Genomic DNA, 23,662 nt, shown 5'->3' on the forward strand with positions numbered 1-23,662 from the left:
AGGCGGCATGGGGACGCTTGTGATCAGCAATCTGGGCAGGCTCATCACCGGCCACCCCGACGACGTCGGGGTCCTCGGGCCCCCGGCGGCCTTCCAACCGCCCTACCTGCGCTACCTCCAGGCGCAGGCCCACCGCACCGTGTGGTTCGCCCGTCCCGGTGACGTGCTGCTCGTCCCGACCCCCGTCGACGGCGCGTTCCTGCGCCATGCCACGGCACTGCGCGGCTTCACGCCCGACGATCTGGACGTGCTGGTGCACGAGCCGGGCGCCGGCTTCGCGGCCCGGCTGCGAGAGGCGGTGCGGCGCCGGGGCGTGGACCGGGCCTGGCCGTACTACCACGACCGTACGGCGGCCGCGCTGATCCGTGGACTCGGCCTGCCCGTCGCGGGGTTCGCGGCTCAGGGCGGCGCCGAGCTGCTCAACAGCAAGGTGATGTTCCGCGCACTCGCCGCGGGCGCGGGCGTACCGGTCGCCGAGGGCCGGGTGCCCGTCTCCCGCGCCGACGCCGAGGGGTTCGTCCGGACGCTGCTGGCGGACGGGCGCAGTGCCGTCGTGAAGCAGGACTTCCACGTCGGCGGGCTGGGCAACGAGATCGCGAGCCCGGCACCGGGCCTCCTCCCGATCGGCGCCAACCGGGTCGAGACCTGCACGGACGAGGAGGCCGTGGCGCGGTTCGTCGCCCGCCAGTGGGGTCCCGACGACGCACCGGGCCGCCCCCCGATCGTCGTCGAGCATTACGTCCCCGACTGCCGGTCGGTCTACGCCGGCTACCGGATCGGCGAGAGGGGGGTGTCCCTGTACGGGCACGGCGAGATGCGCATGACGCCCGTCATCAACGGGCTGATCACACCGAGTCCTTCGGCCGGTACGGCGGAGTTCGCCCGCTTCCTGCGCCACGCCGAGCGGCTGGCCGGTGCTGTGCGCGCCCTGGGCTACCGCGGGCAGCTCAGCGTGGACGGCGTGCTGACGCCCGACGGGGACACGTTCCTCACGGAGATCAACGCCCGCTCCGGCGGCGCCACGCACGACCACTGCATCCTGCGCACACTGGTCGGCCGGGACGACCGGGTGCTTGTGGACCGCCGTCGCTGCGACTTCCCGCCCCTGGGCCCGCTGCTGGCGGAGCTCCACGCGCAGGGCCTGGCGTTCGACCCGGTGAGCCGCACGGGTGTGGTCGTCACGGTCCACGACGGCGGCACCGGCTCGGAGACCGGCGAGTTCGCCGTGATCGCGGAGGACCTGGCGGCCGCCGAACAGGCGGAGAAGGCGGTCGAGGCCCTGCTGCACGAGCGGGACGGTGACGCGACGGCGAGCGCGGACCGGGGCACGGACACCGGCACCCACACCGACACCGACACGGACACGGACACGGCGACGGGGGACACGGCATGAGGATCGGCATCTCCACCTTCGTGACGGACGAGGGCATCGGCCCGGTCGACCTCGGCAGGGCGCTGGAGGAGCGTGCATTCGAGTCGCTGTTCGTCGCTGAGCACACGCACATCCCGGTCAAGCGGGAGACCCCGTACGTCCCCAACCGCGAGATGTACTGGCCGGCGTACGGCGAACTGCCCAGGATCTACTACCGGACCATTGATCCCTTCGTCACGCTCACCGCCGTGGCCACCGTGACCCGGCGCCTGCTGGTGGCCACCGGCGTCGCTCTCGTCGTCGAGCGGGAACCGATCAGCCTGGCCAAACAGGTGGCCTCCCTGGACCTGCTCTCGGGCGGACGGCTGCTCGTCGGCGTGGGCGCCGGCTGGAACCGCGAGGAGATGCGCAACCTCGGCACCGACCCGCGCACCCGCATGGCCCTGATGCGCGAGCGCGTCCTCGCGATGAGGGAGATCTGGATGCGGGATGAGTCGGAGTTCCACGGCGAGTTCGTGGACTTCGACCCCATCAGGTCCTGGCCGAAGCCGGTGCAGCGGCCGCATCCGCCGGTCCTGGTCGGCGGCGACGGGCCCGGTGTCCTCGACCGTGTCCTGGAGTACGGCGACGGCTGGGTGCCGATCCTCGGCAAGTCGGTCCACGCGCTGGCCGCCCGGATCGCGGAACTCGCCGTGCGCGCCGAGGAAGCGGACCGCGCCCCCGTTCCCGTGACCGTCTACGGCGTACCGCCCGACCGCGAGGTGCTGGCCGGCCTCGCCGAAGCGGGCGCGGACCGGGCGCTGCTGCAGCTGCCCACCGCACCCCGGGACGAGTCGCTGCGCGAACTCGACCGGTTCGCCGCGTTGAAGGACGACCTCTGAAACCGGTGCGACGGAGAGGAAGAAGACCGATGCTTCCACCGGTCGATTACAGCCGACGCCTCTTCGCGGGGTACGCCCGCGGACGCGCGCTGACCGAACGGACGGCGGCCGTGTGGCGGGCGGCGTTCACCCGCCATGCGCCCCCTGAACGCCCCCTCACCGTCCTCGACCTGGGCTGCGGGGTGGGCCGCTTCACCCCGCTGCTCGCCGAACTGTTCGGTGGCCCGGTGTACGGGGTGGAGCCCGCCGACCGGATGCGCGCGGTCGCCGAGACCGACAACGCGCACCCCGCCGTCACCTATCTGGCCGGCGACGCGGGTGCCGTACCGCTCGGTACGGACACCTGCGATCTGGCGCTGCTCTTCCTGGTCTTCCATCACGTGCCGGACCGGGCCGCGGCCACCGCCGAACTCGCCCGCGTGCTGCGTCCCGGCGGCAGGGTGCTGTTGCAGAGCAGCTTCTCGGGCCGTCTGGAGGAACGGACGTGGTTCCGCTACTTCCCCCGCGCCCGCGAGGTCGAGGACGCGATGTTCCCGACGTACGAGGAGGTCGTCGCGGTGTTCACGGCCGCCGGGTTCGCACTCGACGGCGTCGACCGCGTCGAGTGCGAGGTCGCGCCGTCCCTCGCGGCCTACGCGGACAAGCTGCGGCATCGCGCCGTCCCGACCTTCGAGTACCTCGACGAGGACGAGATCCGGGCCGGGTTCGCGGCCCTCGACGCGGACGTCACCCGGGCCGGTGACACGGGCCCCGTCCGGGAACCGGCCGACCTCATGGTGTTCCGCCCGGCATGAGGTGCTCCGCGCCCCGGGCGGCGCGGGCGGGGCAGGCAGCCCTGCCTCCGCCCGCGCCTGCCTCGACGCATGCGCCGCAGCGGCCGCCGGGACCCCGGACAGCCGTCAGGCCACCGGCAGCATGTCCTTCCGCCCGGGTGCGGGCACCAGCGGCGGCTGGGCCGTCGTGGTGGCGGCGATCACCTTGCGGTACACCGCCTCGTACCCGCCGCCATGGTCTCCGGCTGGAAGCGCTCGATGACATGGTTGCGGCAGCCCCGCGAGTCGAACGCGCCCACCGCCTCGCCCGCAGGCCCACTTCCCGTAATGGTTTGACGAAGTCCTGTCGGATGTCTTGACACCCCCGGCCGACTGCGGCGAGGCTCTCGCCCGAAAGGTGATCGTCCGAGCGTGACTGCACGTCAGGCTCCCGTGGCTTCGTTTCCGTGCCTGCCGCTGCCGCCCCAGGGCACCGCAGGTTCTTCCTCCCCCGTCCGCGGTTTCGCGCGTCCGCACGCCGTCTCGCACACCACCCGCACAGGAAGGTCCCCGCACATGTTCCGCTCCGCCCGCAGGGCCGCACACCGCACCACCAGGCTCACCCGCACCGTCATCGCGGCGGCGGTCGCCCTCAGCAGCGGTGCCCTCATCGGCCTGGCCACCGTCCCGGCATCGGGCGCCGACAGACCGGCCGCCTCCCTCGACCCCACCCAGTTCAACGGCGTGAACTGGGCCGACCCCCGCGACAACTACGCCAACGACCCCGTGGTCCTGTCCGGGCTGAGCCTGTCCGACGACTACGCCACCACGTACGCCAAGGCCAGCGGCGTCATCAAGGGATTCCGCAAGAACCTCCAGGCCAACACGGTGCGCCTGCCGATCAACCCCTACACCGTGAACGGCTCGTACTGGAGCTCCTACCGCGCCGTCATCGACGCGGCCACCGCCCACGGCTTCAAGGTCATCCTCAGCTACTGGGAGGGCACCGGGGCCCAGAAGGACGGCTTCGTCGACAACCTGCCGGACTTCTGGCGCATGTGGGGCACCGTCACCAACGCCTACCAGCGCAACCCGCTGGTCTACTTCGAGCCGATGAACGAGCCGCACGGCTACACCGCGGGGGCGTGGGCCGACCTGGCGGCGCAGTGGATCAGCACCTACCCGTCCGTCCCCAGGAACAGGATCTTCGTCAGCGGCAGCGGCTACAACGACAGCGTCGTCAGCGTCTGCGCGGACCACCGCCTCGACGGCACGTACCTGTCCCTGCACCACTACGGCTTCTGGAAGCAGAGCGCCACCTACTCGGAGTGGGTCAGCGACCTCAAGGCGCGACTCGGCTCGTGTGCCTCCCGCACGGTCGCGGACGAGTTCGGCGCGCCCATGACGACGGGCCTGGACTACAACCAGCCCGCCTCGGCCAGCACCGACCCGAACTCGGTCGCCTTCATCCAGGCCGACACCGACGTCTTCCGTGAGCTCCACATGGGCTCGGTCTACTGGCCGGGCCTGCGCACCGGCGACATCTACAGCATCCAGACCCTGACCGGCAGCGGCACCCACCTGGGCCTCGCCACCACCAACGCCTCCGGCGCGGACCGCCTGGCCTGGGCGTGGGGCAAGGGGCACCCCGCGACGGAACAGTAACGACGACCCGGTGGCCCGGGGGAGGGCAGCGCGTGCGCGAGACGCTCCGCGAACTCCTCCGGGGCTCCGCCCGTCGGCGTCTCACCACACGGTCTCGAGTGCCTCCGTCAACCGGGAGATGACGGCCAGTTCCGGGACGCCGCGCAGGCAAGCGACGACCTGGTCGCCGGCGAACTCCCGCTGCGCGGCGGTCACGGTCGGGTCGACGGCGCACTCCGCTTGCACGTGGATGTAGTTCAGGTGCGTTGCGAAGAGCATCGAGAAGGAATGCGGATCCTTGACGACGGCCCGGCCTCCGGCGCTCCGGTAGGCCCGCACCAATCGCCGGGCGGAACCGGTGTTCAGCCGGTTGCCGCCCGACCACACGTACACCGCCCGTGCGAGCTCTCGTTCCGCCGAGGCGGACCCTGCGTTGTCCCAGTCGAGAAGGACCGGCCCGTTCGAGCCCACCAGGACGTTCTGGGGCTGCAGGTCGAGATGCGACGTCACCAGATCGCCGGGGTCGGCCGGGGTCACCCAGTGGGCCAGCTCTGCCGCGGAAGTGGCGACGAACCGGCCCAGCGCGTCCGACCACGGCAGGCCGGCCTGCTGGACCTTCTTGAGGAGGTCTTTCCAGTCGGCGTCCTGAGGACACCGCTCGTACCAGGCGTTCGGCGTCCCGCTCGCACCCTCTCCGGCTCTGTGCAGGAGCGCCATGGTCCGGCCGAACCAGTCCAGGACGTCCGGATCCGACGCGTCCGCCTCGGTGCCGTCGATCCAGTCGTACAGCTTGACGTAGGACCCGCCCGAGGAAGGGGCGAGCTGCGACACATACGCACCGTGGCGATTGGGGAGCAGCCGCGGTGACGCGATTCCCAGCTTCTCCGCGGCCTCCCGTAACGCGGCCTCCCGGCCGACCTGTTCCTCGTCGCAGCCGAAGAGGAGTTCCTTCACCGCCCATGAGGACCCGTTTCCGGAAAGCTTCCAGATCCGGCCCAGTGCGCCCCGGGTGACGGGCGTCATCGTCCACGGTCCGGAGCCGAGTGCGTAGGTCTTCGCCATGAAGTCGGCTGTGTCGTGCATACGGGCACCTCTCCGGATGCTGATGGGCACCGCCGACTATCGCATGCGGGGCTTCGGACTCTCTCGGCATTTACCGGCGTGGGCTGTCCCGGAAGAGCAGCGTGTCGGCGAGGCGCTCCGCGAACTCCTCCGGGTGCTCCGCCACGCCGACATGACCGCCCGGGAACTCGGTGAAAGCGGCGCCGGTCAGCTCGGCCGCAGACCTGGCCGTCCGGTGGAGGAGCCCGCCGCGGGAGTCGACTCCCGCGGCGAGCGTGAGACGTGCGGAGGCGGACTTCAGGGCGGTCGTGTCCGGTGCGTACGCCGTGAACGAGGGCAGGACACGGGTGAGGAAGATGCCCATGGGGTTGGTCAAGTCGTCGCCCGGCTCGGGTGGTTCGGCCTCCGCGGGCTCCGCAGGTCCGGGCCTGCCCTCCAGTCCGGCCGCCAGCCTGGCCCCGGCCGCCCTCAGCCCGGCCGTGCGATAGGTGTCGGCCACTTCCGTGAACATCGCCCGCTGCCGGGCCGCGTCCGGCAGCACCTCGACGACGGGCGGCTCGTGCGCGACCACGTGCCGCAGGCGGTCCGGATGACGGGCGAGCAGGTCGAGGGCCGCGATACCGCCGGAGCTGAAGCCGACGAGGTATGCGAACTGCCCCTCAGGGACCACGGCTTCGAGCACTCGGTGCGCTCCGTCGCTCCACGCCTCGACCCGCTGCTGCCCGACGGGCAGACCGAGGCGGCCGTGCGCGAGACCGAGCGGGTCGTATGTGACGACGGTGAAGCGGTCGGCGAGGCGGTCCGTCATCCGGTCGAGCCCCATGGGGTGCCCGGCGCCGCCGGGGACGACGAGCAGCGCGGGACCGCTGCCGCGCACGTCGTAATGGAGGTCAGCCATGGTCCTTCGTCTCCTCACGGGGCCAGTTCTCCAATGCCACATGCAGGGCGTCCAGGGCCCTGCCCCAGGACGCCTCCACGTCGCGGGGCGCACCGAAGCCGCCGGTGGCCTCCAAGGCGCAGTAACCGTGGAAGGTGCTGCGCAGCAGGCGCACGGCGTCGGTGAGGTCCGGCTCGTCCAGGTCGTAGGCGCGGAGCATGCCGTAGGTGATCTCGGCGGTGCGCCGCAGGGCGGGGGAGTCCGCGACGAGTGACTGGTCGATGCGGATCTGGGTGGCCGCGTACCGTCCCGGGTGCCGGTGGGCGTACTCCCGGTAGGCCCCCGCGAAGGCGGTCAGCGCCTCCTTTCCGGCGCGCCCGGCGACGGCGGCGGCGATGCGGTCGATCATCTCCCCGCCGGCGAGCAGGGCCACGCGCGTGCGCAGCTCCTGCAGATTCCTGACGTGCGAGTACAGGCTGGCGTCCTTCACGCCGAAGTGGCGGGCCAGCGCGGAGACGGTGACGTTCTCGAAGCCGACATTGTCCGCGAGGTCGGCTGCCGCCGCGACGATCCGCTCGACCGTGAGCCCGGCTCGGGGCATGGGCCGACTCCTTACCTAGGGGTCCTAGGCAAAATCCTAGTCCAAGGAGGTCGGCCCGTGAAGGACTTCTCGACCGCTCCGCGGAACTCCCCTGCCGGCTCGGCACGGAGGGGGCGGCCCGGCGGGCTACGTTGAGCGGCGACGATGACCGGGACGGCATTGCGCGCGCCGCTCTGCAAGGGACCGTCGCCGACTGCTGCCCCGATCTTCACCCCGCGCCCGTCGGCGTCGCCGCGCAGACGGCACGAGCGTGGCGAGACGGCTCCAGGCCGCCGCCTGGTCGGCGTACGGTGGTACGTCTTGATCGTTCGTCGCACTCGACCGTGTGCGTGCAGGGGGGAGCTGCCGGTGGGGGAGGCCAAAGGTGTCGGATCGCCGGGACGGAACCGGGACTTCGGGATCTTCTGGGCCGCGCAGACCCTCTCCGTCCTCGGTGACTCCTTCGCCCTGATCGCGCTGCCGCTGCTGGTGCTGGAGGCGACCGGGTCCGTCGCTCGGATGGGGCTGTTGACCGCGGTCGGAGGCGCGGCCTCCGTGCTGGCCGGGGTGTTCGCCGGTGTGGTGGTGGACCGACTGGACCGCAGGAAACTGCTGGTCGCCTGCGACCTGGTGCGGATGGTGCTGTACGGGCTGGTTCCCCTGGTGTGGCTCACCGGACCGCGGGTCTGGCTGCTGTACGCGGTGCTGCCGCTGTGCGAGGCCGTCGGAATGGTGTTCTCGGTCGCGTACGTCACCGTGGTGCGGGGCCTGGTCGACGGCGAGCGGATCACCGCCGCGAACGGCCGGCTCAACGCGACGGCCGCGGCGGCGGGGTTGTCGGCCCGCTCGGCGCGGGTGTCGTGGCCGCGTGGACGGGGCCCGCCGGGGCCGTCGCGGTGGACGCGGTCAGCTTCGGCGTGTCGGCGGTCTGCCTGACCCTTGTACGGCTCCGGCAGTCCCCGCCGCCCGACCCGGCAACCACCCGCCGGGGACTGTGGAAGGACCTGCTGGCGGGCGCGTCCTTCCTGCGGCGCCACCCGGTGCTGCGCGCCCTGACCGTGCTCCTGTCCTTGTTCAGCTTTCTGGAGCTGGGCCTCAACGACGTACTCATCTACCACCTCAAGCACGACCTCGGGCGGAGCGACGGCACCGTCGGCACCGTCCTCGCGGTCGGCGCCCTCGGAACCATCGCCGGGGCCCTGCTGGTGGCACGGGTACGGCAGGGGCTCGGTTTCGGGGCCACCTGGATCGGGGCCGTGACCGTCTGCGGCTGCGCGCTCGCCGGTATCGGCTGGGCCCGCCACGTACCGGCCGTCGCCTTCCTCATGGCGGCGTTCCTCGGATGCGTCAGCATCGCCGGGACCTGCTCCATGTCCCTGCGCCAGCAGGTGACGCCCGAGCACCTGCTCGGCCGGGTCACCTCCGCGTTCTGGACGATCCACTATGCGGCGGCCCCGGTCGGCGCGGCCGTGCTCACCTGGGGGGCCCAGCACCACGGCACGGCGGCGGTGGGGATGGTGGCCGGGTCGTGCTGCGTGGGCATCGCGGCCCTGGCCCTGCTCACACCGGTGCGGACCCGGCACCCGGAGACGGCCGCCGAAGCCGCCTGAGCGGCTCCGGCGGCCTCAGAGCCCGTGTCACCCGCAGGCTCTCACCCGTTCACCCCCGTGTAGTGCCCGAGGCTCCACCGCCACAGCAGCCGCGACCCCAGATACGCCAGCAGCCCGAGCAGCGGTGAGGCCGCCGCCAGCCAGTACGGGGCGCCCGTGTCGTGGCCGTGGCCGGTCAGCACCGCCGCCGGGAAGTACGCGACGAACGCGAGCGGCAGGCCGAAGGTCAGGAAGCCGCCCACCGCCTTCGGCAGGACGTTCAGCGGGTAGCTGCCGAACGTGCCGAGCAGTTCCTCCAGCCAGCGGCCCCAGTAGTCGGCGGCCGGGAACCGCAGCGACGCACAGGCCACCGCCGTGAACAGGGCCGCCTCCAGGAGCATGCCGCCGACGAGCGAGAGGATCAGGTAGGTGATCCTGCCCGCCGTCCAGTCCAGGTGGCTGCGACCGAGCGCGCCCGCCATCAGGGCCGCCGCCACCGTCAGGTCACCGATGGCGTTGGTGGGGAAGAACTGCAGCTGGACCTGGCGGTACACGGGCATGGGGCGGAGCAGGTACGCGTCGATCCTGCCCTCCTGGATGTGCCGGCCCAGTCCGTGCACCCGGCCCAGGAGCAGCACAAACAGGCCGTGCGCCAGCATCCTCGTCGCCGGGATGAGGAGCACGTCCGAACTGTCCCAGCCGCCCATCCCGGTGAACCGGGTCAGCAGCACCGTCGCGAACACGATCACCGACACCTGCCAGATGGCACCGATGGCGATCATCATCAGGAACTCGGTGCGGTACTCCAACTGGGCACGGAAGTTGAGACGGGTGATCCGCCAGGCGATGCGCAACGCCTTCACCGACACGGTCAGCCTCCCTGGGAGATGACACGCCGGGCGGCCCGCCGCCACAGCAGCCGGGTGAACAGGGACAGGGCCACCACCCACCCCGCCTGGACGGCGAGTTGCGCTCCCGCGTCGGACAGCGGGATGCGGCCCACGTACAGGGACAGCGGCACGCTCAGCGTCGCCTGGAACGGGAGGAAGCCGCTCATCGTGACGAACCAGTGGGGGAAGAACCACAGCGGCGCATACACCCCGGACAGCAGGTTCTGCGCGAAGAGGAGGATCAGCATCGCCGCGGTGTTGCGCAGCGTCCAGAAGCACAGCTGGTCGATGAGGAGCGTGACGTAGTGCAGGACCCACTGGCCGAGCAGCAGGCTCAGCGCGAACACCCCGGCCACGGACGCCGACTCAGGGGGTTCCACCACTCCTGCCGCGAGACACACCGCGTACCCGGCCAGTGCCCACACCAGACCGTACAGCTGCTCGCCCAGCGCCCGCAGAGCGTAGTAGCGCTGGGGAGACAGAGGGCGCAGGTACCAGTACACGATCGTGCCGAAGTGCATGTGCTGGAGCACCGAGTCCCGGCCCGCGTACTGGTCCAGCTCCCGCAGCCGGGAGGCGAGGACCGCGAGCACGGCGTAGGTGACCGCCTGGTCGCGGTCCAGTCCGGCGGTCGTGCCGGTCGCCTGGTACAGGCCGCGCCACAGCGACGCCACGAGCACGACCTGCACGGTCAGCCGCAGCAGGGCGGCCGTGATGCGGGGCGGGGTGAGCAGCTCACCGAGCGGGGTGACGCGGGCGGCGCGCCAGGCGTACAGGACGGCCATCAGACCCCCTCCGCCTGGAACTGAGCCGGGGAGACCGCCTGGACGTAGGCCGCACGCATCACGTCCTCCAGATCCGCCTCGTCGATCCCGAGGTCCGTGACCTCGTACCGCTCGATGACCTGCTTCAGCGCCTGGTGGACCGTCGGCGCGTCCGACCCGTCCGGGCCGAACACCACCTGTGGCCCGTCCCGCCGCAGCACTGCGATCCCCGGCAGCGGCTCGACCGCCGCGTGCGGATCGGCGAGGGTCGCCCGCACCTGCCACGTCGAGCCGAACCTGCGGCGGATCTCGTCCAGGGTGCCGTCCAGCACCAGCCGCCCGTGGTTGATCAGCACCACCCGCTCGGCCAGCCGTTCGACCTCCGTCATGTCGTGCGTGGTCAGCAGCACGGTCCGGCCGCGCTCCTCCACCTGGTGCCGCAGGAACTCCCGCACCTGCTCCTTGACCACCACGTCCATGCCGATCGTCGGCTCGTCGAGGAACACCACCGGCGGGTCGTGCAGCAGCGCCGCCGCCAGGTCGCAGCGCACCCGCTGGCCGAGCGAGAGATGCCGAACGCGCGTGTCCCAGAAGGAGGAGAGATCGAGCAGTTCGTCGAACTCCTTGAGGCGTGCCGCGTGGTCGGCCTTGGGCACCTCGTAGATGTCGCGCAGGATCGCGAACGACTCGCGCACCGGCAGGTCCCACCACAGCTGGGTGCGCTGCCCGAACACCGCACCGATGTTGCGCGCGTTGCGCTCCCGCTCCTCGTACGGCACCACGCCCGCGACCCGGGCCTCGCCGGACGTGGGGGTGAGGATGCCGGTCAGCATCTTGATGGTGGTGGACTTGCCTGCGCCGTTCGGGCCGAGCAGCGCGAGCAGTTCGCCCGGGGCCACGTCGAAGGTGATGTCCGTGACGGCGTGTTTGGTCACCTTCTCCGGGTTGACCAGGGAACGCAGGGCGCCCCCGAAACCGGGGCGGCGGACGGTGGTGAGGAAGGTGCGGGTCAGTCCGCGGACCTCGATGCTCCCGCTCACTCGACGAACCTCCGGGTCAGTTGGATCAGCCATACGGTCGCCGCGAGCGAGGCGGCCGACAACGCTGTCAGCAGCCACGGAACGGCATGGATGCCAGAGGCTTCGATGCCCAGTCCCAGCAGTGGCGGCGCTGCCACTCCGCCGACCATCGAAGCGGCGATGACCCAGGCTCCGGCTCTCTTCGCCTGGGGGAGAGCCCGATTCAGCCAGGGCAGGCCGGTGGGGAAGACGGGCGCAATGAACAAGCCAACACCCGCATAGGCCACCGGCGCCACACCTTTTACGAGCGACAGCAGCAGGCACGCCGTCATCCCGGCCGCGCACACCGTGAGGATGCGCTCGGGGGCGTACCTCAGCGTGAGCGGGACCACGAGGAAGCGGCCCGCCGTCATCATCAGCCAGTACACGGAGGTCGCGGAGGCGGCCACCGTCGCGCTGTATCCGACGGTCTCCAGATGGGTGGGCTCCCAGCCGCCGACGCCCGCCTCGACCGCCACATTGAGGACGTAGAGGGCCAGGAAGCCGACGAGGACGCGGGACAGGCCCAGCGACGTGGACGCCTTCGGCGCGACGTCGACCGGCTCGGTCCGTACGCCCCCTGTACAGAGGACCAGTACGGCAGCCAGTACGGCGCACCCCCCGAACGCGTACGCGTAGTGCCGGGGGCCCGTCCAAGCGATGACCGCCGGGCCCAGCACCGCCCCGATGCCGAAGTGCGCGTTGAGCACGTTGAGCATGGCCGTGGACTTCTCGCCGAAGCCGACCGCGAACAGCTGGTTGAGGCCGTAGTCGATGCCGCCGAAGCCCAGTCCGCCGAGGAAGGCGGCGGCCAGGGCGAGCGGCCAGTTAGGGGAGAGCGCGAAACCCGCGCCGCCGGCCGCCATCAGCGCGTAACTCGCAGCCAGCAGCGTCCGGTTGCTGATCCGGGAGTGGATGGCGTTGAAGGCGAGGACGCCCGCGACCCCGCCCGTGAAGTGCAGGCTCAGGCCGAGACCGGCGCCCGACGGCGACAGGCCGTACTCGGCGCGCAGCCCCGGAACCGCCGGGCCGTAGAGCGCCTGGAGCATGCCGATGAGGACGAAACCGACGCAGGACGCGGCCGCGGCCGGACGACTGAACAGCCGTCCGGCCGCGGGGGTCCTCAGGACCGTGTGCGTCAACTGACCTCCGAGAACAGGAAGGAGAACTCCGCCGGCTCGGCCCGCAGGAAGTACTGCGGCAGCGGGCCCGGACCGCACGACTGCGAACCGATGCCGTGCTGGCCGTGGTCGAGGTTGACCCACACCGTGTCGCCGGGCGTGAGGTCGGTGCGGTGCCGCGCGGCGTCCAGCTGCTCTGTCGTCCAGCGCCGGGCGGTGAAGAAGAACTCCGGGTCGCCCTCGACGCGCAGTCCGCCGATCTCCGCCCAGCGGACGTCGGCGCGGGCGCCGTTCTCCTGCGGGCGCACGTACGGCGTCTGCAGCGCGTCGACCGTGGACTCCCAACGGCCCAGCCGAGAGGCCGACCTGGTGTCCGGGTACGCCTCGCCGGGGCCGCCCCCGAACCAGGTGACCGGGTCCGCCGCGCCGGACAGCCCGAACCGGATGCCGAGCCGGGGCAGCGGCACCGTCCAGTCGCCCTCGGGTGTGACGGACACGGCCAGCCGCAGCCTCTCCCCGTCCGACGACCAGCGGTACACGGTGGCGAGGCCCACCTCCCAGGCGGCGGGCGCCACCCGGGTCTGCACGGTCAGTGCCCCGTCCCCGAGCTCCACCGCGTCCAGACGGTGCCGCATGCGGTGCAGGCCCAGCTTGCGCCACATGAAGCCGTAGCGGAGGTCGGTCTGCCACTCGGCGCCGTCGTCGTTGTCGGTGGTGGCCCGCCAGACGTCCAGGCGCAGGCCGGTCACGTCCACGCCGCCGACGGCCGTCAGCGCGCCCGTGCGGGCGTCGAAGGTACCCGGGCCGAGCGTGATCCGGCCGTCGGCGAGCACGGGAGCCGTGCCCGCGGCGGCCGGGACCGGCACACGTCCGGTGACCGGGAACTGGCCCCACGCCACCTGGTGGCCCTTCGCGCCCCACGCGGTGTCCGACGCCAGCACCGCTCGCACCGTCCAGTGCGTCTCACCGCGGCGCACCTCGGGCGGCTCGGGCAGCTTGACCTCCGCCGACTCCCCGGCCGCGAGCACCGGCACCGACAGCGAGCCCGACTCCACGGTCTCGCCGTCGACCTGGAAGGACCACTCGAAGGCGAGCGCGGAGAGGTCCGCGAAGTCGTGGGCGTTGCGGATCCGCACGCTACCGCCGTCGCCGTCGCCCTCGATGCGGACCGGCTCGATCACCTTCTTGTACTCGACGAGGCCCGGCGACGGCTCACGGTCCGGGAACAGCAGGCCGTCGCAGACGAAGTTCCCGTCGTGCAGCTCCTCGCCGAAGTCGCCGCCGTAGGCGTAGCCCAGCTCAGGGTGCTTGATGCCGTGGTCGATCCACTCCCAGATGAAGCCGCCCTGGAGCCGGTCGTAGGACTCGAACAGCCGCTGGTAGTCGGCGATGCCACCGGGGCCGTTGCCCATGGCGTGCCCGTACTCGCAGAGGATGAAGGGCAGCTCGCGGCGCTTGTGGGTGCCCCCGTCCAGTCGGCGGCCGATCTGCTCCACCTCGGCGTGGCCTGCGTACATCCGCGAGTACACGTCCGTGTCACGGCAGTTGATGTCGCCCTCGTAGTGCACCAGCCGCGAGGAGTCACGCCCGTGGATCCACTCGGCCATCGCCGTCAGCCCGCGCCCGGTGCCGGCCTCGTTGCCGAGGGACCAGATCACGACCGACGGGTGGTTCTTGTCGCGCTCGACCATACGGGCGGCGCGGTCGAGCAGCGCCGGGGTCCAGCGATCGTCGTCGACCGGGTTGTCGCGCCAGGCCTGCTCGACGAAGCCGTGGGTCTCCAGGTCGCACTCGTCGACGACCCACAGACCGTACTCGTCGCACAGGTCCAGGAAGGCCGGGTGCGGCGGGTAATGGGAGGTGCGGACGGCGTTGATGTTGTGCCGCTTCATCAGCAGCACGTCCTCGCGCATCGTCTCCAGGTCGAGCGCGCGGCCCTTCTCCGGGTGCCACTCGTGCCGGTTGACGCCCTTGAAGAGGACCGGCCTGCCGTTGACCTTGATCAGGCCGTCCTCGAGGACGACGGTCCGGAACCCGATCCTGAGCGGCACGCGCTCGCCCTCGGTGGCCAGCACGCCGTCGTACAGCGTCGGTGTCTCCGCGGTCCACGGCTCGACGGGCACGGTCACGGACTCACCGGTGGCGACATCGATGTCCAGGGCGGGCACGGTGACCCGGCCGTCGACGTCCGAGTCGACCTTCAGCGTGCCCTCGCCGGTCGTGTGGTCGTAGGAGGCGTGCACGAAGAAGTCGAGGACACCGCCCGCGGGACGGTGCAGCAGCGTGACGTCCCGGAAGATGCCCGGAAGCCACCACTGGTCCTGGTCCTCCAGGTACGAGCCCGCCGACCACTGGTGGACCCGGACCGCCAGCACGTTGCCGGCCGGCTTGAGCAGATGCCCTACGGCGAACTCGTGCGGCAGCCGCGAGCCCTTGAACTCGCCGATGTCCGTGCCGTTCAGCCAGACCCGGGCACACGACTCGACACCGTCGAAGCGGAGCACCGCCCCGCTGTCCGACGGCCAGTCGGACGGCAGGTCGAAGACACGCAGATGGTCACCGGTCGGGTTCTCGGTCGGCACGCGCGGCGGGTCGACCGGGAAGGGGTAGAGGTGGTTGGTGTAGATGGGGGAGCCGTGCCCCTGGAGGACCCAGTGGCCGGGGACCGAGACCTCCGCCCAGTCCCCCGCGTCGTATCCGGGCTCGGCGAACGCGTCGTCCTCGGCGTCCGCCGTGGCCGACAGCCTGAAGCGCCAGCTGCCGTTCAGCGAGAGGGACGCGGCGTCCGAGGACGCGTACCGGGCGCGCGGCGGCAGGGCACCGCTGCCCGGGGAGACGTCCTCGACGTAGTCGACGGGGGAATGGGTGCGGAAAGACATCGGTCTCCAGGTCGTGAGAAGAAGGTGTCAGCCCTTGATACCGGTCTGTGCGACCCCCTGCACCAGCCAGCGCTGCAGGAAGAGGAAGACGAACACCAGGGGCAGGATCGAGATGGCGGTGGCCATGAAGATCAGGTGGTAGTTGACGGTCTGGTTGGTCATGTACGAGGAGAGGGCGACCTGGACGGTCCAGGCGCTGGGGTCCTGGCCGATGACCAGGGGCCACAGGAACGAGTTCCAGCCGCTGATGAACGTGATCGTGGCCATGGCCGCGAAGAAGTTGAGCGAGTTCGGCACGACGATCCGCCAGTACGCGCCCCAGTAGCTGAGCCCGTCCACGCGCGCCGCCTCCTCCAGCTCCTTGGGGAACCCGAGGAAGTACTGCCGGAACAGGAAGCAGGTGAAACCGCTGAAGAGGCCCGGGATGATGAGTCCGCGGTAGGAGTCCACCCAGCCGAGTGACGACACCAGGACGAAACTCGGCACGAAGGTGACGGCCGTCGGGACCATCAGGGTCGCCAGGACGGCGTAGAAGACCTTGTTGGCGTGGCGGTAGGGGATGCGGGCGAGGCCGTAGCCGGCGAGGGAGCAGACCAGGAGGGTGCCGACCGTCGTCAGTACCGCGACGATCGCGGAGTTGACGAGCGAGCGGCCGAAGTCGACGGTGACGTCGTGGAACGGCTCGGTGATGTTGCTCCACTGGATGTGGCTGGGGAACCACTTCCAGTTCTCACCCGTGATCTCCGGGTCCTGCATCAGCGAGTTGCGGACGATCAGATAGAAGGGGAGGAGGAAGAGCAGCGCGGCGATCCCGACGGCGATGTAGAGGCCTGCGTTGCCGATGCCGCTTCCCCGCTTGACGCGGCGCGGACTGTCGACCGGAGGCGTGGTGGTGGTCACTTGGACTCCTCACCCCTTCCGAAGCCCATGATCTTGCCCTGGAACAGGGTCACGACGCAGATCAGCAGGGTCAGGACGACCGCGCCCGCGCTGCCCTGGCCGTAGTCCTGGTTCACACCGATGGCCGTCTTGTAGAGGATGACGAGGGGCGGCTGGCCCCACGTGGCCCTGCCCATCAGGTTGAAGAACTCGTCGAAGGCCTGGTAGGCCGCGACGAGCAGCAGCAGGATCACCGCGGTGGACGTGGCCCGCAGTTGCGGCAGCGTGATGTACCGGAAGGTTTGCCAGCCGGGCTTGGCGCCGTCGATGGCGGCGGCTTCGTACAACTCCGACGGGATGTTCTGGAGCGCCGCCAGGAACAAGATCATGTAGAAACCGGCCTGCAGCCACAGGCGCAGTGTCACGATGACCAGCCAATACCAGGGCGGGGTGGGATTGGCGAGCCAGGCCACCTGGTCGACGCCGAACCACCCGAGGACGGTGTTGGCCAGACCGAAGCGGACACCGTTGAAGATGGACATCTTCCAGATGAGCGAGGCGGCCACGTAGCTGCACGCGGTCGGCAGGAAGAACACCGACCGGAAGAACGCCCGCAGATACGTGAGCCGGTGCACCAGCAGCGCCAGGCTGAGTGAGAGCCCCCAGGTGAGCGGCACGATGAATGCGGCGAACACCGTGAACGTCACCAGCGAACCGGTGAAGTTGGGATCTGTCAGGACCGTCTTGTAGTTGTCGAAGCCGATGAAATTGCTCGGCGTGACGGTGAACCGGGCGTCGAAGAAGCTGAGCCAGAGGCTCCAGCCGATCGGCACGAAGACGAAGATCACCAAGCCGATGAGGAACGGGCCGGTGAACAGCCAGAAGTTGAGTGTGGCGTTGGCCCGCAGGCCCCGCCGCGGCCGAGCCTTGGAGGCCTTGGTCGGGGCGGGGCTCGCGAGGTCGCGCGCAGTCGTGGTCGACATGTCGGAGTCCGTCCGCCGTTCTATCCGAACAGCTTCTTGAGCTCGCGGTTGACCTTCGTGTCGCACGTGTCGAGCGCCGCCTCCGGGTTGCCGTTCTTGCGGACGGTGTTGGCGATGACGTCGTTGAACGCGGTGATCATGGCCTGGGTCCAGCCGATGTTGTCGAAGTGCCCGTAGGTGTTGAACAGCTTGACGCTGTCAGCCGCAGCTCCCGACTTCAGCTTGCCGGCCTGGGCGGCGATCGAGGCGCGCGGCGGGATGTGGAAGCCGTAGGAGGTCGCAAAGTCCGTCTGGTACTGCTTCTGGTCGATCCACAGCCACTTCACGTACTCCTTGGCCGCGTCGACGTTGTCGCCCTTGGCGTTGACGAACATCGACCAGCCGCCGTTGTAGACGGACTGCTTGCCGTTCGAACCGATCTTCGGGAACGGGAAGACGCCGAAGTCGTCGCCGAGTGCCTGCTGCGTGGCGGGCATCCCCCACATGCCGCCCCACTGGATCGCGCACAGGCCCTGGTTGAACGCGGAGGGGTCCCAGAAGTCGGCCGGGGCGTCCAGCAGCAGATGGCCGCTGGTGAACAGCGTGCGGAGCTTCTTCAGGCCCTCGACGACGCCGTCCGTGTGGTAGGCGATCTGGTTCTTGTCATCCAGGGTGTCGGCGCCGGCCGACCAGATGAGGTTGTTCTGCACCGGGGTCAGGTCGTTGCCGAGGAAGAGGCCCTTGACCTTGCTGGTGGTGAGTTTGGCGGCGGCCTCGATCAGCTCGTCGAGCGTGGTCGGGACGGACACGTTCGCCTTCTCGAACATGGACTTGCGGTAGAAGAAGAACTGCGGGTCGTCGATCATCCGGACGCCGTATATCTTCCCGTCGACCGTGTGCGACTTGATGTCGGCCGGATTGAAGTCGTCCTTGACCGGGTCGATGATGTCGGTGAGGTCGGCCACCTGACCGCTCTTGACGAGTTGGATCTGCGGGTGGAACTCGAAGACGTCGGGCGCCTGCTTGGTGAGCAGGGCGGGGAAGAGCTTGTTCTCGAAGTTGTTCCCGGTGATCCACTGCGTGGACACATTGGCCTTCGTGTACGCCTTCGCGTAGCGCTTCACGGCCTGTTCGACGCCCGGCTCGCCGTACGCGTGGAAGTACTGGACGAGGTTCGTGCCCGAACCGCTGCCGCCCCCGCGGCCGTTGTTGCTCCCGCAGGCGGAGAGCGTGCCGGCGGCGGCCAGGCCCGCTGCGGCCTTCAGGAGTGATCGGCGGTCCCAGTTGCTGCTGCTCATTGCCGACATGCTGACGTCCTTGTCTCGAAGCGCGGCTGCGGCTCTTGCGGCTCAGCGCGAGGTGGTTCGAAGGAGGTGCGGTGCGGGACGTTAGATCTTCGGCTAAGGCTTCGGCAAGGGGTTGGACGAAGTCTGTGCGAAACGTTGTGTCCGGTTCGGAATGACGAACAAGGGGCTGGGCCCGGGGTGAGGGCCGCCGGGTCAGGGTGGCCGACGGCCCTCGGTTCCGGGGGTGTTACTGCCTGGACCAGGCCTCGTTGGGGCCGCCGGTGCAGCTGTACAGGATCACCTTGCTGCCGTCGGCGGTCGCCTGACCGCTGACGTCCAGGCACTTGCCGGACGCCTCGTTGACGATCTGGCCGTTCGCGTTGAGCAGCCACCGCTGGGTGGCGTCACCGGTGTGGTCGGCGGCGGTGGTGAGCCCCGAACTTCCGGCGGTCAGATAGCCGTTCGCGCCCTTCAGGGTGCCGTCCGCGTCGTACGACCAGGACTGCTCGGTCCCGCCCGTGCAGGTGTCGATCGCGGCACCCGAGGCGCCCGCCGTCAGGCACTTTCCTGACTGCGCGCCCTTCCAGGCGCCCGTCACGGCCGTCGTGGCCTGCCCGCGCTGGTCGAGGACGAAGGTCGTGATCGAGCGCGCGGCGAGCGTCGTGGAGACCGTGGAGCCGTTCACGGCCGGCTTGTCGACGGAGGCCCAGTTCTCCGTGGCCGAGGTCCGCACGGCCTGCTCGGCCCGCACCGGCGCCCTGCTGTTGAAGTGCAGGTCCAGCGCCGTGTCGGTGGTGTTGTGGTTGTTGACCACGACCACCCACTTGCCCTTGTCGTCGTACGTCGTGACCTCGACCCCGCTCGGTGCGCCGGTCACGTTGTGCGCGACCGCGCCCGGCCTGACGAACTTGCTGTACTGGCCGAGCGCGTAGTACCGCTTGGTGAAGTACAGCTTCTGGTTGCCGTTCGTCGCGTAGTCGGGGTCGTAGTAGATCAGGCCGTCGTTCCAGCCCTGGTCGTTCCTCGTGTACGGGTCGGTGCCGTAGCCGCTGGCCAGGGCCACCCACCACTGGAACGCCGAGTCGTGCGCGGTCGCGAAGTCCTTGTAGATGATCCGCGACATCAGCAGGGCGTTGTCGATCGTCGGGTCGTACTCCTGGTTCCAGCCCGTGGAGCCCTTGCCGAAGCAGCAGATCTCCGTGGCCCAGGGCTGCCTGCCCACCGCCTTCGACGTCTCGTAGATGTCGGCGAGCTGCCCGTCGTCGGGGTTGTTGTAGGTGTGATGGGCCAGCTCGGAGACGTACTGGGCGGTGCCGGGCTGCGAGATCCACTGCGGGACCTCGCTGGTGAACTGCGTCGTCTTGCTGGACTCGTCCGCGATGATGCCGGTCTTCTGGTGCCGCGCCTTCTGTTCGGCGCCCAGAGCCCGCACGATGTCGTCGCGCTGGTCGACCGGTACCGGCATGCCTTCCTGGCCGCAGTCGGCGAAGCTGTTGTCCGGCTCGTTGAAGGGGCTGATGTAGTCGAACTTCGCGCCCTGGCGCGCGAAGTGGTCCGTCACGTCGGCTATGTACTTCGCGAAGTCGGCCTCGTTCTCCGCCTTCAACTGGCCGCCGCAGCTCTTCCCGTTGGTCGTCCACTGGGCGGGGGCGCTGTTGACGAAGCCGATCAGGTCCTTCACGCCGTATGTGGCGGCGTACTTCAGGAACGTCCGTCCGCCCTTGTCCCTGCTCCAGTCATAGGTGCCGTCGGCGTTCAGGAAGTCCTCGGCGGCGCGGGCCGGCGTGGTGACCGCGACGCCGCCACCGCCGATGTTGTAGCGGTACGAGCTGAGGTCCAGGCCCTCCTTCGAGAAGAGCAGCTTCGCGACCCGGGCCTGGACGGTGGGCGAGAAGTGCTGGAGGTCGTTGACCCACCAGGCACCGGAGGCGCCGATGTTGTCGATGGTCTGGGCCGCGTGGGGGGAGACCTCGGCCGTCCGGGGGTCGGTGGCCCCGGCGGGCGGGGCGGAGATCAGGGCCCCCGTGACAGCGAGTGCGGCCGCGGCTGTCGCGAGGACGGATCTGTTGATGGTTCTGCCAATGGAGCTTTTGGTGCGCGTCAACGGTGCATCCCTTCCGTCTCGTGAAGGTGTTGCGGTACGGCTCCTTGTGGGGGTGGCGCTTCTTTCGGCGGGACTGTGCTGGTCTTCTGCGGGGCGCCTCAAGCCTGTGTCGAGACCGCGACCGTGCTCACCCCTTCGGGCCTGCGCGCGCTCTCGGTCTCGACACGGACGCGCCCCGCTGGCTGACCGACTGGAGTGCGCCTTCGAGGGCGAAGGTCGCGGCTCCGAGGCACACCGGGTCCGTGGGGATGGGGGACAGGACGATCTCGGTGGCGGCGAACGGCCGCTTCAGCGCGTGCCGGGCGACGGCCTCGCGCACCTCGTTCAGCAGCGGATCGCCGAGCGTGGCCGCGACCCAGCTGCTGAGCACGACCACTTCGGGGTTGAACACGTTGACCAGGTTGGAGATCCCGGCGCCGAGGTAGCGGGCGGTGTCGCGGACGACCGTCAGCGCGACCGGGTCCTGCGCGGCGACCCCCCGGGCGAGGGCGTCGATCGTGGCGGTCTGGTCCTCGGGGTGCAGCAGGGGGCTGCTCGGGCTCAGCTCCCGCAGGTTCAGCATGATCCCGGGGGCCCCGACGTACGTCTCCACACAGCCGTGGTTGCCGCAGTGGCACAGCCGCCCGTCCAGCACCAGCGTCGTGTGGCCCCACTCGCCGGCGCTGTTGCTGACACCGCGGTGCAGGCCGCCGCCCAGCGCGAGGCCGGCGCCCACGCCCGTGCCCAGATTGACGACCACGGCGTCCCCGCGTCCGCGCGCCGCGCCGAACCACAGCTCGGCGACCGCGCAGGCGCGCAGCGGGTTGTCCAGGTAGAGGGGGTAGGCGATGTGCTCGGAGAGCAGGTCGAGCAGCGGCACGTCGTGCCAGTCCCAGTTCGGGGCGTACTCCGACACGCCCCGGTCGCGGTCGACCTGGCCCGGGACGCTGACGCCGACGCCGAGGACGCGGGCGCCCTCCACTCCGGCCTGGGTGACGACCGAGCCGACCGCCGCGGCGACATGGGCGACGACCTGCTCGGGGCGGTTCTCACCGGGGCGCATGTCCTCGTCGGCGCGGGCGAGCATGTCCAGCGCCAGGTCGAACAGCTCGACCCGGACGTACGTCTCCGCGATGTCGACTCCGATCAACGCGCCCCCCGACGCGTTGACCGCGACCAGGCCGCGCGGCCGGCCGCCCGCCGAGTCCTCGAAGCCGACCTCGGTCAGCATTCCGAGGTCCAGCAGCTCACCGACGAGGGTGGCGACCGTGGCCAGACTCAGCCCGGTCGCCGCCGCCAGCTCCTGACGGGACGTGGGGGAGTGAGCGATGATCTGGCGCAGCACCTCGTAACGGTTCGCTGTGCGAATATCGCGTGAGGTGCGCTTGACCGGCACGTCCCCCATCCTCCCCAGGTCATGGCGAGGCCTCGTGCCTCGGCGCGGCAGGAGCCTATGCCGGAGGCGGGCTTTCTACAAGGGGTTAGGAAAGGGGGTTTATGAAGTCGGCCGCGCCCCTGTCCTCAAAAACCGAGCACCTCCCGCACGAACGCGTTCCGGAACTTGCCCGCCGGGTCCAGCTCCGCCGCCAGCGCGATGAAGTCGGACAGCCGCGGGTAGCGCTCGCGGAGCTCCTGCGGAGGCACGGTGAAGACCTTGCCCCAGTGCGGCCGCGCCTCCAGACCGTCCAGCGCCTCCTCGACCCGCCGCACGACGGGCAGCACGGTCGCCGTGTCCTCGACCCAGGTGAAGTGCAGCGCCACGGTGTCCCGCCCGTACGCCGGACTCAGCCACTGCGCGTCGGCGGCCACCGTCCGCACCTCGCAGGTCTGGAGCACGGGCGCGACCGTCGCCCGGATCGCGTCGAGGGCGTGCAGTGCGGCCGACGCGTACGGGCGCGGCAGCAGGTACTCGGACTGCAGCTCGGCGCCGCTGCTCGGGATGAAGTCCGCCCGGAAGTGCGGCAGCCGCTCGTGCCAGGGACCCGGAACGCCGAACTGCCCGGTGCAGTTCACCGCGGGCATGCCCGGCACCGGGTGCAGCGCCTCGGTGGCGGGGGAGGCCCACGGGAAGTCGGGCAGCGGCTGGTCCGTGCGGCGCTTGAGCCACACCTGCCTGAAGCCCGGGGCGCGCCAGTCGGTGAACAGGCTCACGCTGTACGCGGTCGCCGCCACGGTCTCGTAGTCGAGGCCCTCCAGGGGCAGCTCGGTGAAGACGTGCTGTTCGACCTCGTACGACGGCTCCAGGTCGAGGGTGAGGGCCGTGACCACGCCGAGCGCGCCGAGGGAGGTCACGGCACCGTCGAAGCGGGGCTCGCCCCGGGAGATCCGTACCGTCGACCCGTCCGCGGTGACCAGCTCCACCTCGCGCACGGCCGAGCCGAGCGAGCCGTTGGCGACGCCCGAGCCGTGGGTGCCGGTCGCCACCGAGCCCGCCACCGAGATGTGCGGCAGGGAAGCCATGTTGTGCAGCGCGAGCCCGTGCGCGTGGACCACCCGGGCGAGCTCGGCGTACCGGACACCACCGCCGACACGCACCGTGCGGGCCGCCGTGTCGACGTCGACCTCGGCCGGCAGGGCGGCGAGGGAGAGCAGGACGCCGTCGGCGCCCGGTTCGGCGATCTCGTTGAACGAGTGCCCGCTGCCGAGCACCCGCACGGCCGCGCTGTCCGCGACGAGCGAGCGCAGCGCCTGAAGTGAGTGCGGGCGGTGCAGTTCCTTGGCGGCGTAGGTGATGTTGCCGGCCCAGTTGGTCACGGTCTCGGTCATGCGGTCGTCCCTCCCCGGGAATCCAGTGGCTAGCGGAATCCCAGCCGAAGGGCAACGGGTGATCAAGTCCCGTTCGCATACTGAACCCAGTTCGCGAATACGGAGAAAAGTGGCAGAAGTGGGCAACGTGCGCGTCGTGCGGGGACCCGGCACGTCCGGCCGTCCGGCGGAGGCATACCGTGAGGAGTCGAGCAACACACACGCCGGGAGCGAGGAG

At 70.4% G+C, this 23,662-nt stretch carries 18 protein-coding genes and 1 pseudogene; 5 read left to right on the forward strand and 14 right to left on the reverse strand.

Annotation, left to right across the window (positions count from 1 at the left end; genetic code table 11):
- The first annotated feature begins 7 nt into the window (after positions 1–7).
- The 4 genes from N8I84_RS30940 to N8I84_RS30955 all read left to right on the forward strand — a co-directional run bounded on the left by N8I84_RS30940 (position 8) and on the right by N8I84_RS30955 (position 4,670).
- A complete protein-coding gene (locus tag N8I84_RS30940; RefSeq protein ID WP_263232701.1) occupies positions 8–1,393 on the forward strand; it encodes a preATP grasp domain-containing protein in 1,386 nt (461 codons plus the stop codon).
- The gene (locus N8I84_RS30945; protein WP_263232702.1) at positions 1,390–2,253 is read left to right on the forward strand and encodes an LLM class F420-dependent oxidoreductase; all 864 of its coding nucleotides are present in this window, start codon (positions 1,390–1,392) and stop codon (positions 2,251–2,253) included. Before N8I84_RS30940 ends, N8I84_RS30945 begins: the two co-directional genes overlap by 4 nt.
- Before the next feature lie 29 nt (positions 2,254–2,282).
- Positions 2,283–3,047 (forward strand): class I SAM-dependent methyltransferase, encoded by a 765-nt coding sequence (locus tag N8I84_RS30950; RefSeq protein ID WP_263232703.1) that lies wholly within the window; start codon positions 2,283–2,285, stop codon positions 3,045–3,047.
- A gap of 534 nt (positions 3,048–3,581) precedes the next feature.
- Complete coding sequence (locus N8I84_RS30955; RefSeq protein WP_263232704.1) at positions 3,582–4,670, forward strand: glycoside hydrolase family 5 protein; 1,089 nt, start codon at positions 3,582–3,584, stop codon at positions 4,668–4,670.
- Between the two features lie 81 nt (positions 4,671–4,751).
- Here the strand turns inward: N8I84_RS30955 and N8I84_RS30960 are convergent, their stop codons facing one another.
- The 3 genes from N8I84_RS30960 to N8I84_RS30970 all read right to left on the reverse strand — a co-directional run bounded on the left by N8I84_RS30960 (position 4,752) and on the right by N8I84_RS30970 (position 7,189).
- Positions 4,752–5,732, reverse strand: a complete 981-nt coding sequence (locus N8I84_RS30960; protein WP_263232705.1) for a phosphotransferase enzyme family protein — start codon at positions 5,730–5,732, stop codon at positions 4,752–4,754.
- Positions 5,733–5,802: 70 nt separating this feature from the next.
- Positions 5,803–6,609: an alpha/beta fold hydrolase gene (locus N8I84_RS30965; protein WP_263232706.1), complete on the reverse strand. Its 807-nt coding sequence runs from the start codon at positions 6,607–6,609 to the stop codon at positions 5,803–5,805.
- A complete protein-coding gene (locus tag N8I84_RS30970) occupies positions 6,602–7,189 on the reverse strand; it encodes a TetR/AcrR family transcriptional regulator (protein ID WP_263232707.1) in 588 nt (195 codons plus the stop codon). Before N8I84_RS30970 ends, N8I84_RS30965 begins: the two co-directional genes overlap by 8 nt.
- Positions 7,190–7,531: 342 nt before the next feature.
- Between N8I84_RS30970 and N8I84_RS30975 the strand changes: the two are divergent.
- Positions 7,532–8,778 (forward strand): annotated as a pseudogene (locus tag N8I84_RS30975) (MFS transporter).
- 41 nt (positions 8,779–8,819) lie between these two features.
- Here N8I84_RS30975 and N8I84_RS30980 read toward each other — a convergent pair.
- The 11 genes from N8I84_RS30980 to N8I84_RS31030 form a co-directional block, all read right to left on the reverse strand.
- A complete protein-coding gene (locus tag N8I84_RS30980; protein WP_263234939.1) occupies positions 8,820–9,620 on the reverse strand; it encodes an ABC transporter permease in 801 nt (266 codons plus the stop codon).
- Between the two features lie 8 nt (positions 9,621–9,628).
- Positions 9,629–10,432, reverse strand: a complete 804-nt coding sequence (locus tag N8I84_RS30985) for an ABC-2 family transporter protein (protein WP_263232708.1) — start codon at positions 10,430–10,432, stop codon at positions 9,629–9,631.
- A complete protein-coding gene (locus N8I84_RS30990) occupies positions 10,432–11,451 on the reverse strand; it encodes an ABC transporter ATP-binding protein (RefSeq protein ID WP_263232709.1) in 1,020 nt (339 codons plus the stop codon). The genes N8I84_RS30985 and N8I84_RS30990 overlap by 1 nt, the downstream gene beginning before the upstream one ends.
- Entirely contained in the window at positions 11,448–12,611 is a 1,164-nt protein-coding gene (locus N8I84_RS30995) for an MFS transporter (RefSeq protein WP_263232710.1), read from the reverse strand. The genes N8I84_RS30990 and N8I84_RS30995 overlap by 4 nt, the downstream gene beginning before the upstream one ends.
- Positions 12,608–15,469 (reverse strand): glycoside hydrolase family 2 TIM barrel-domain containing protein, encoded by a 2,862-nt coding sequence (locus N8I84_RS31000; RefSeq protein WP_263232711.1) that lies wholly within the window; start codon positions 15,467–15,469, stop codon positions 12,608–12,610. The genes N8I84_RS30995 and N8I84_RS31000 overlap by 4 nt, the downstream gene beginning before the upstream one ends.
- A 27-nt stretch (positions 15,470–15,496) precedes the next feature.
- The gene (locus N8I84_RS31005; protein ID WP_263232712.1) at positions 15,497–16,369 is read right to left on the reverse strand and encodes a carbohydrate ABC transporter permease; all 873 of its coding nucleotides are present in this window, start codon (positions 16,367–16,369) and stop codon (positions 15,497–15,499) included.
- Positions 16,366–17,331 (reverse strand): carbohydrate ABC transporter permease, encoded by a 966-nt coding sequence (locus N8I84_RS31010; protein WP_263232713.1) that lies wholly within the window; start codon positions 17,329–17,331, stop codon positions 16,366–16,368. Before N8I84_RS31010 ends, N8I84_RS31005 begins: the two co-directional genes overlap by 4 nt.
- Positions 17,332–17,351: 20 nt before the next feature.
- Entirely contained in the window at positions 17,352–18,617 is a 1,266-nt protein-coding gene (locus N8I84_RS31015) for an ABC transporter substrate-binding protein (RefSeq protein WP_263232714.1), read from the reverse strand.
- A 226-nt stretch (positions 18,618–18,843) separates the two neighbouring features.
- Positions 18,844–20,700 carry a glycoside hydrolase gene (locus N8I84_RS31020; protein ID WP_263232715.1) on the reverse strand — a complete coding sequence of 619 codons (1,857 nt, stop codon included), beginning with the start codon at positions 20,698–20,700 and terminating at the stop codon, positions 18,844–18,846.
- A gap of 127 nt (positions 20,701–20,827) precedes the next feature.
- Positions 20,828–22,084 carry an ROK family transcriptional regulator gene (locus N8I84_RS31025; RefSeq protein ID WP_263232716.1) on the reverse strand — a complete coding sequence of 419 codons (1,257 nt, stop codon included), beginning with the start codon at positions 22,082–22,084 and terminating at the stop codon, positions 20,828–20,830.
- A gap of 116 nt (positions 22,085–22,200) precedes the next feature.
- A complete protein-coding gene (locus tag N8I84_RS31030; RefSeq protein ID WP_263232717.1) occupies positions 22,201–23,445 on the reverse strand; it encodes a D-arabinono-1,4-lactone oxidase in 1,245 nt (414 codons plus the stop codon).
- Positions 23,446–23,662: the final 217 nt, after the last annotated feature.

The organism is Streptomyces cynarae, from assembly GCF_025642135.1.
Classification (GTDB): Bacteria; Actinomycetota; Actinomycetes; order Streptomycetales; family Streptomycetaceae; genus Streptomyces; species Streptomyces cynarae.

Excerpts from the sequence above, each read along its gene's own strand:
- N8I84_RS30940 (WP_263232701.1), top strand. The coding sequence starts at position 8 with ATGGGGACGCTTGTGATCAGCAATCTGGGCAGGCTCATCACCGGCCAC.
- N8I84_RS30955 (WP_263232704.1), top strand. The coding sequence starts at position 3,582 with ATGTTCCGCTCCGCCCGCAGGGCCGCACACCGCACCACCAGGCTCACC.
- N8I84_RS31030 (WP_263232717.1), bottom strand. The coding sequence starts at position 23,445 with ATGACCGAGACCGTGACCAACTGGGCCGGCAACATCACCTACGCCGCC.
- N8I84_RS31015 (WP_263232714.1), bottom strand. The coding sequence starts at position 18,617 with ATGTCGGCAATGAGCAGCAGCAACTGGGACCGCCGATCACTCCTGAAG.
- N8I84_RS31025 (WP_263232716.1), bottom strand. The coding sequence starts at position 22,084 with ATGGGGGACGTGCCGGTCAAGCGCACCTCACGCGATATTCGCACAGCG.
- N8I84_RS30985 (WP_263232708.1), bottom strand. The coding sequence starts at position 10,432 with ATGGCCGTCCTGTACGCCTGGCGCGCCGCCCGCGTCACCCCGCTCGGT.
- N8I84_RS30950 (WP_263232703.1), top strand. The coding sequence starts at position 2,283 with ATGCTTCCACCGGTCGATTACAGCCGACGCCTCTTCGCGGGGTACGCC.
- N8I84_RS31000 (WP_263232711.1), bottom strand. The coding sequence starts at position 15,469 with ATGTCTTTCCGCACCCATTCCCCCGTCGACTACGTCGAGGACGTCTCC.
- N8I84_RS30970 (WP_263232707.1), bottom strand. The coding sequence starts at position 7,189 with ATGCCCCGAGCCGGGCTCACGGTCGAGCGGATCGTCGCGGCGGCAGCC.
- N8I84_RS30960 (WP_263232705.1), bottom strand. The coding sequence starts at position 5,732 with ATGCACGACACAGCCGACTTCATGGCGAAGACCTACGCACTCGGCTCC.
- N8I84_RS30965 (WP_263232706.1), bottom strand. The coding sequence starts at position 6,609 with ATGGCTGACCTCCATTACGACGTGCGCGGCAGCGGTCCCGCGCTGCTC.
- N8I84_RS30945 (WP_263232702.1), top strand. The coding sequence starts at position 1,390 with ATGAGGATCGGCATCTCCACCTTCGTGACGGACGAGGGCATCGGCCCG.
- N8I84_RS31010 (WP_263232713.1), bottom strand. The coding sequence starts at position 17,331 with ATGTCGACCACGACTGCGCGCGACCTCGCGAGCCCCGCCCCGACCAAG.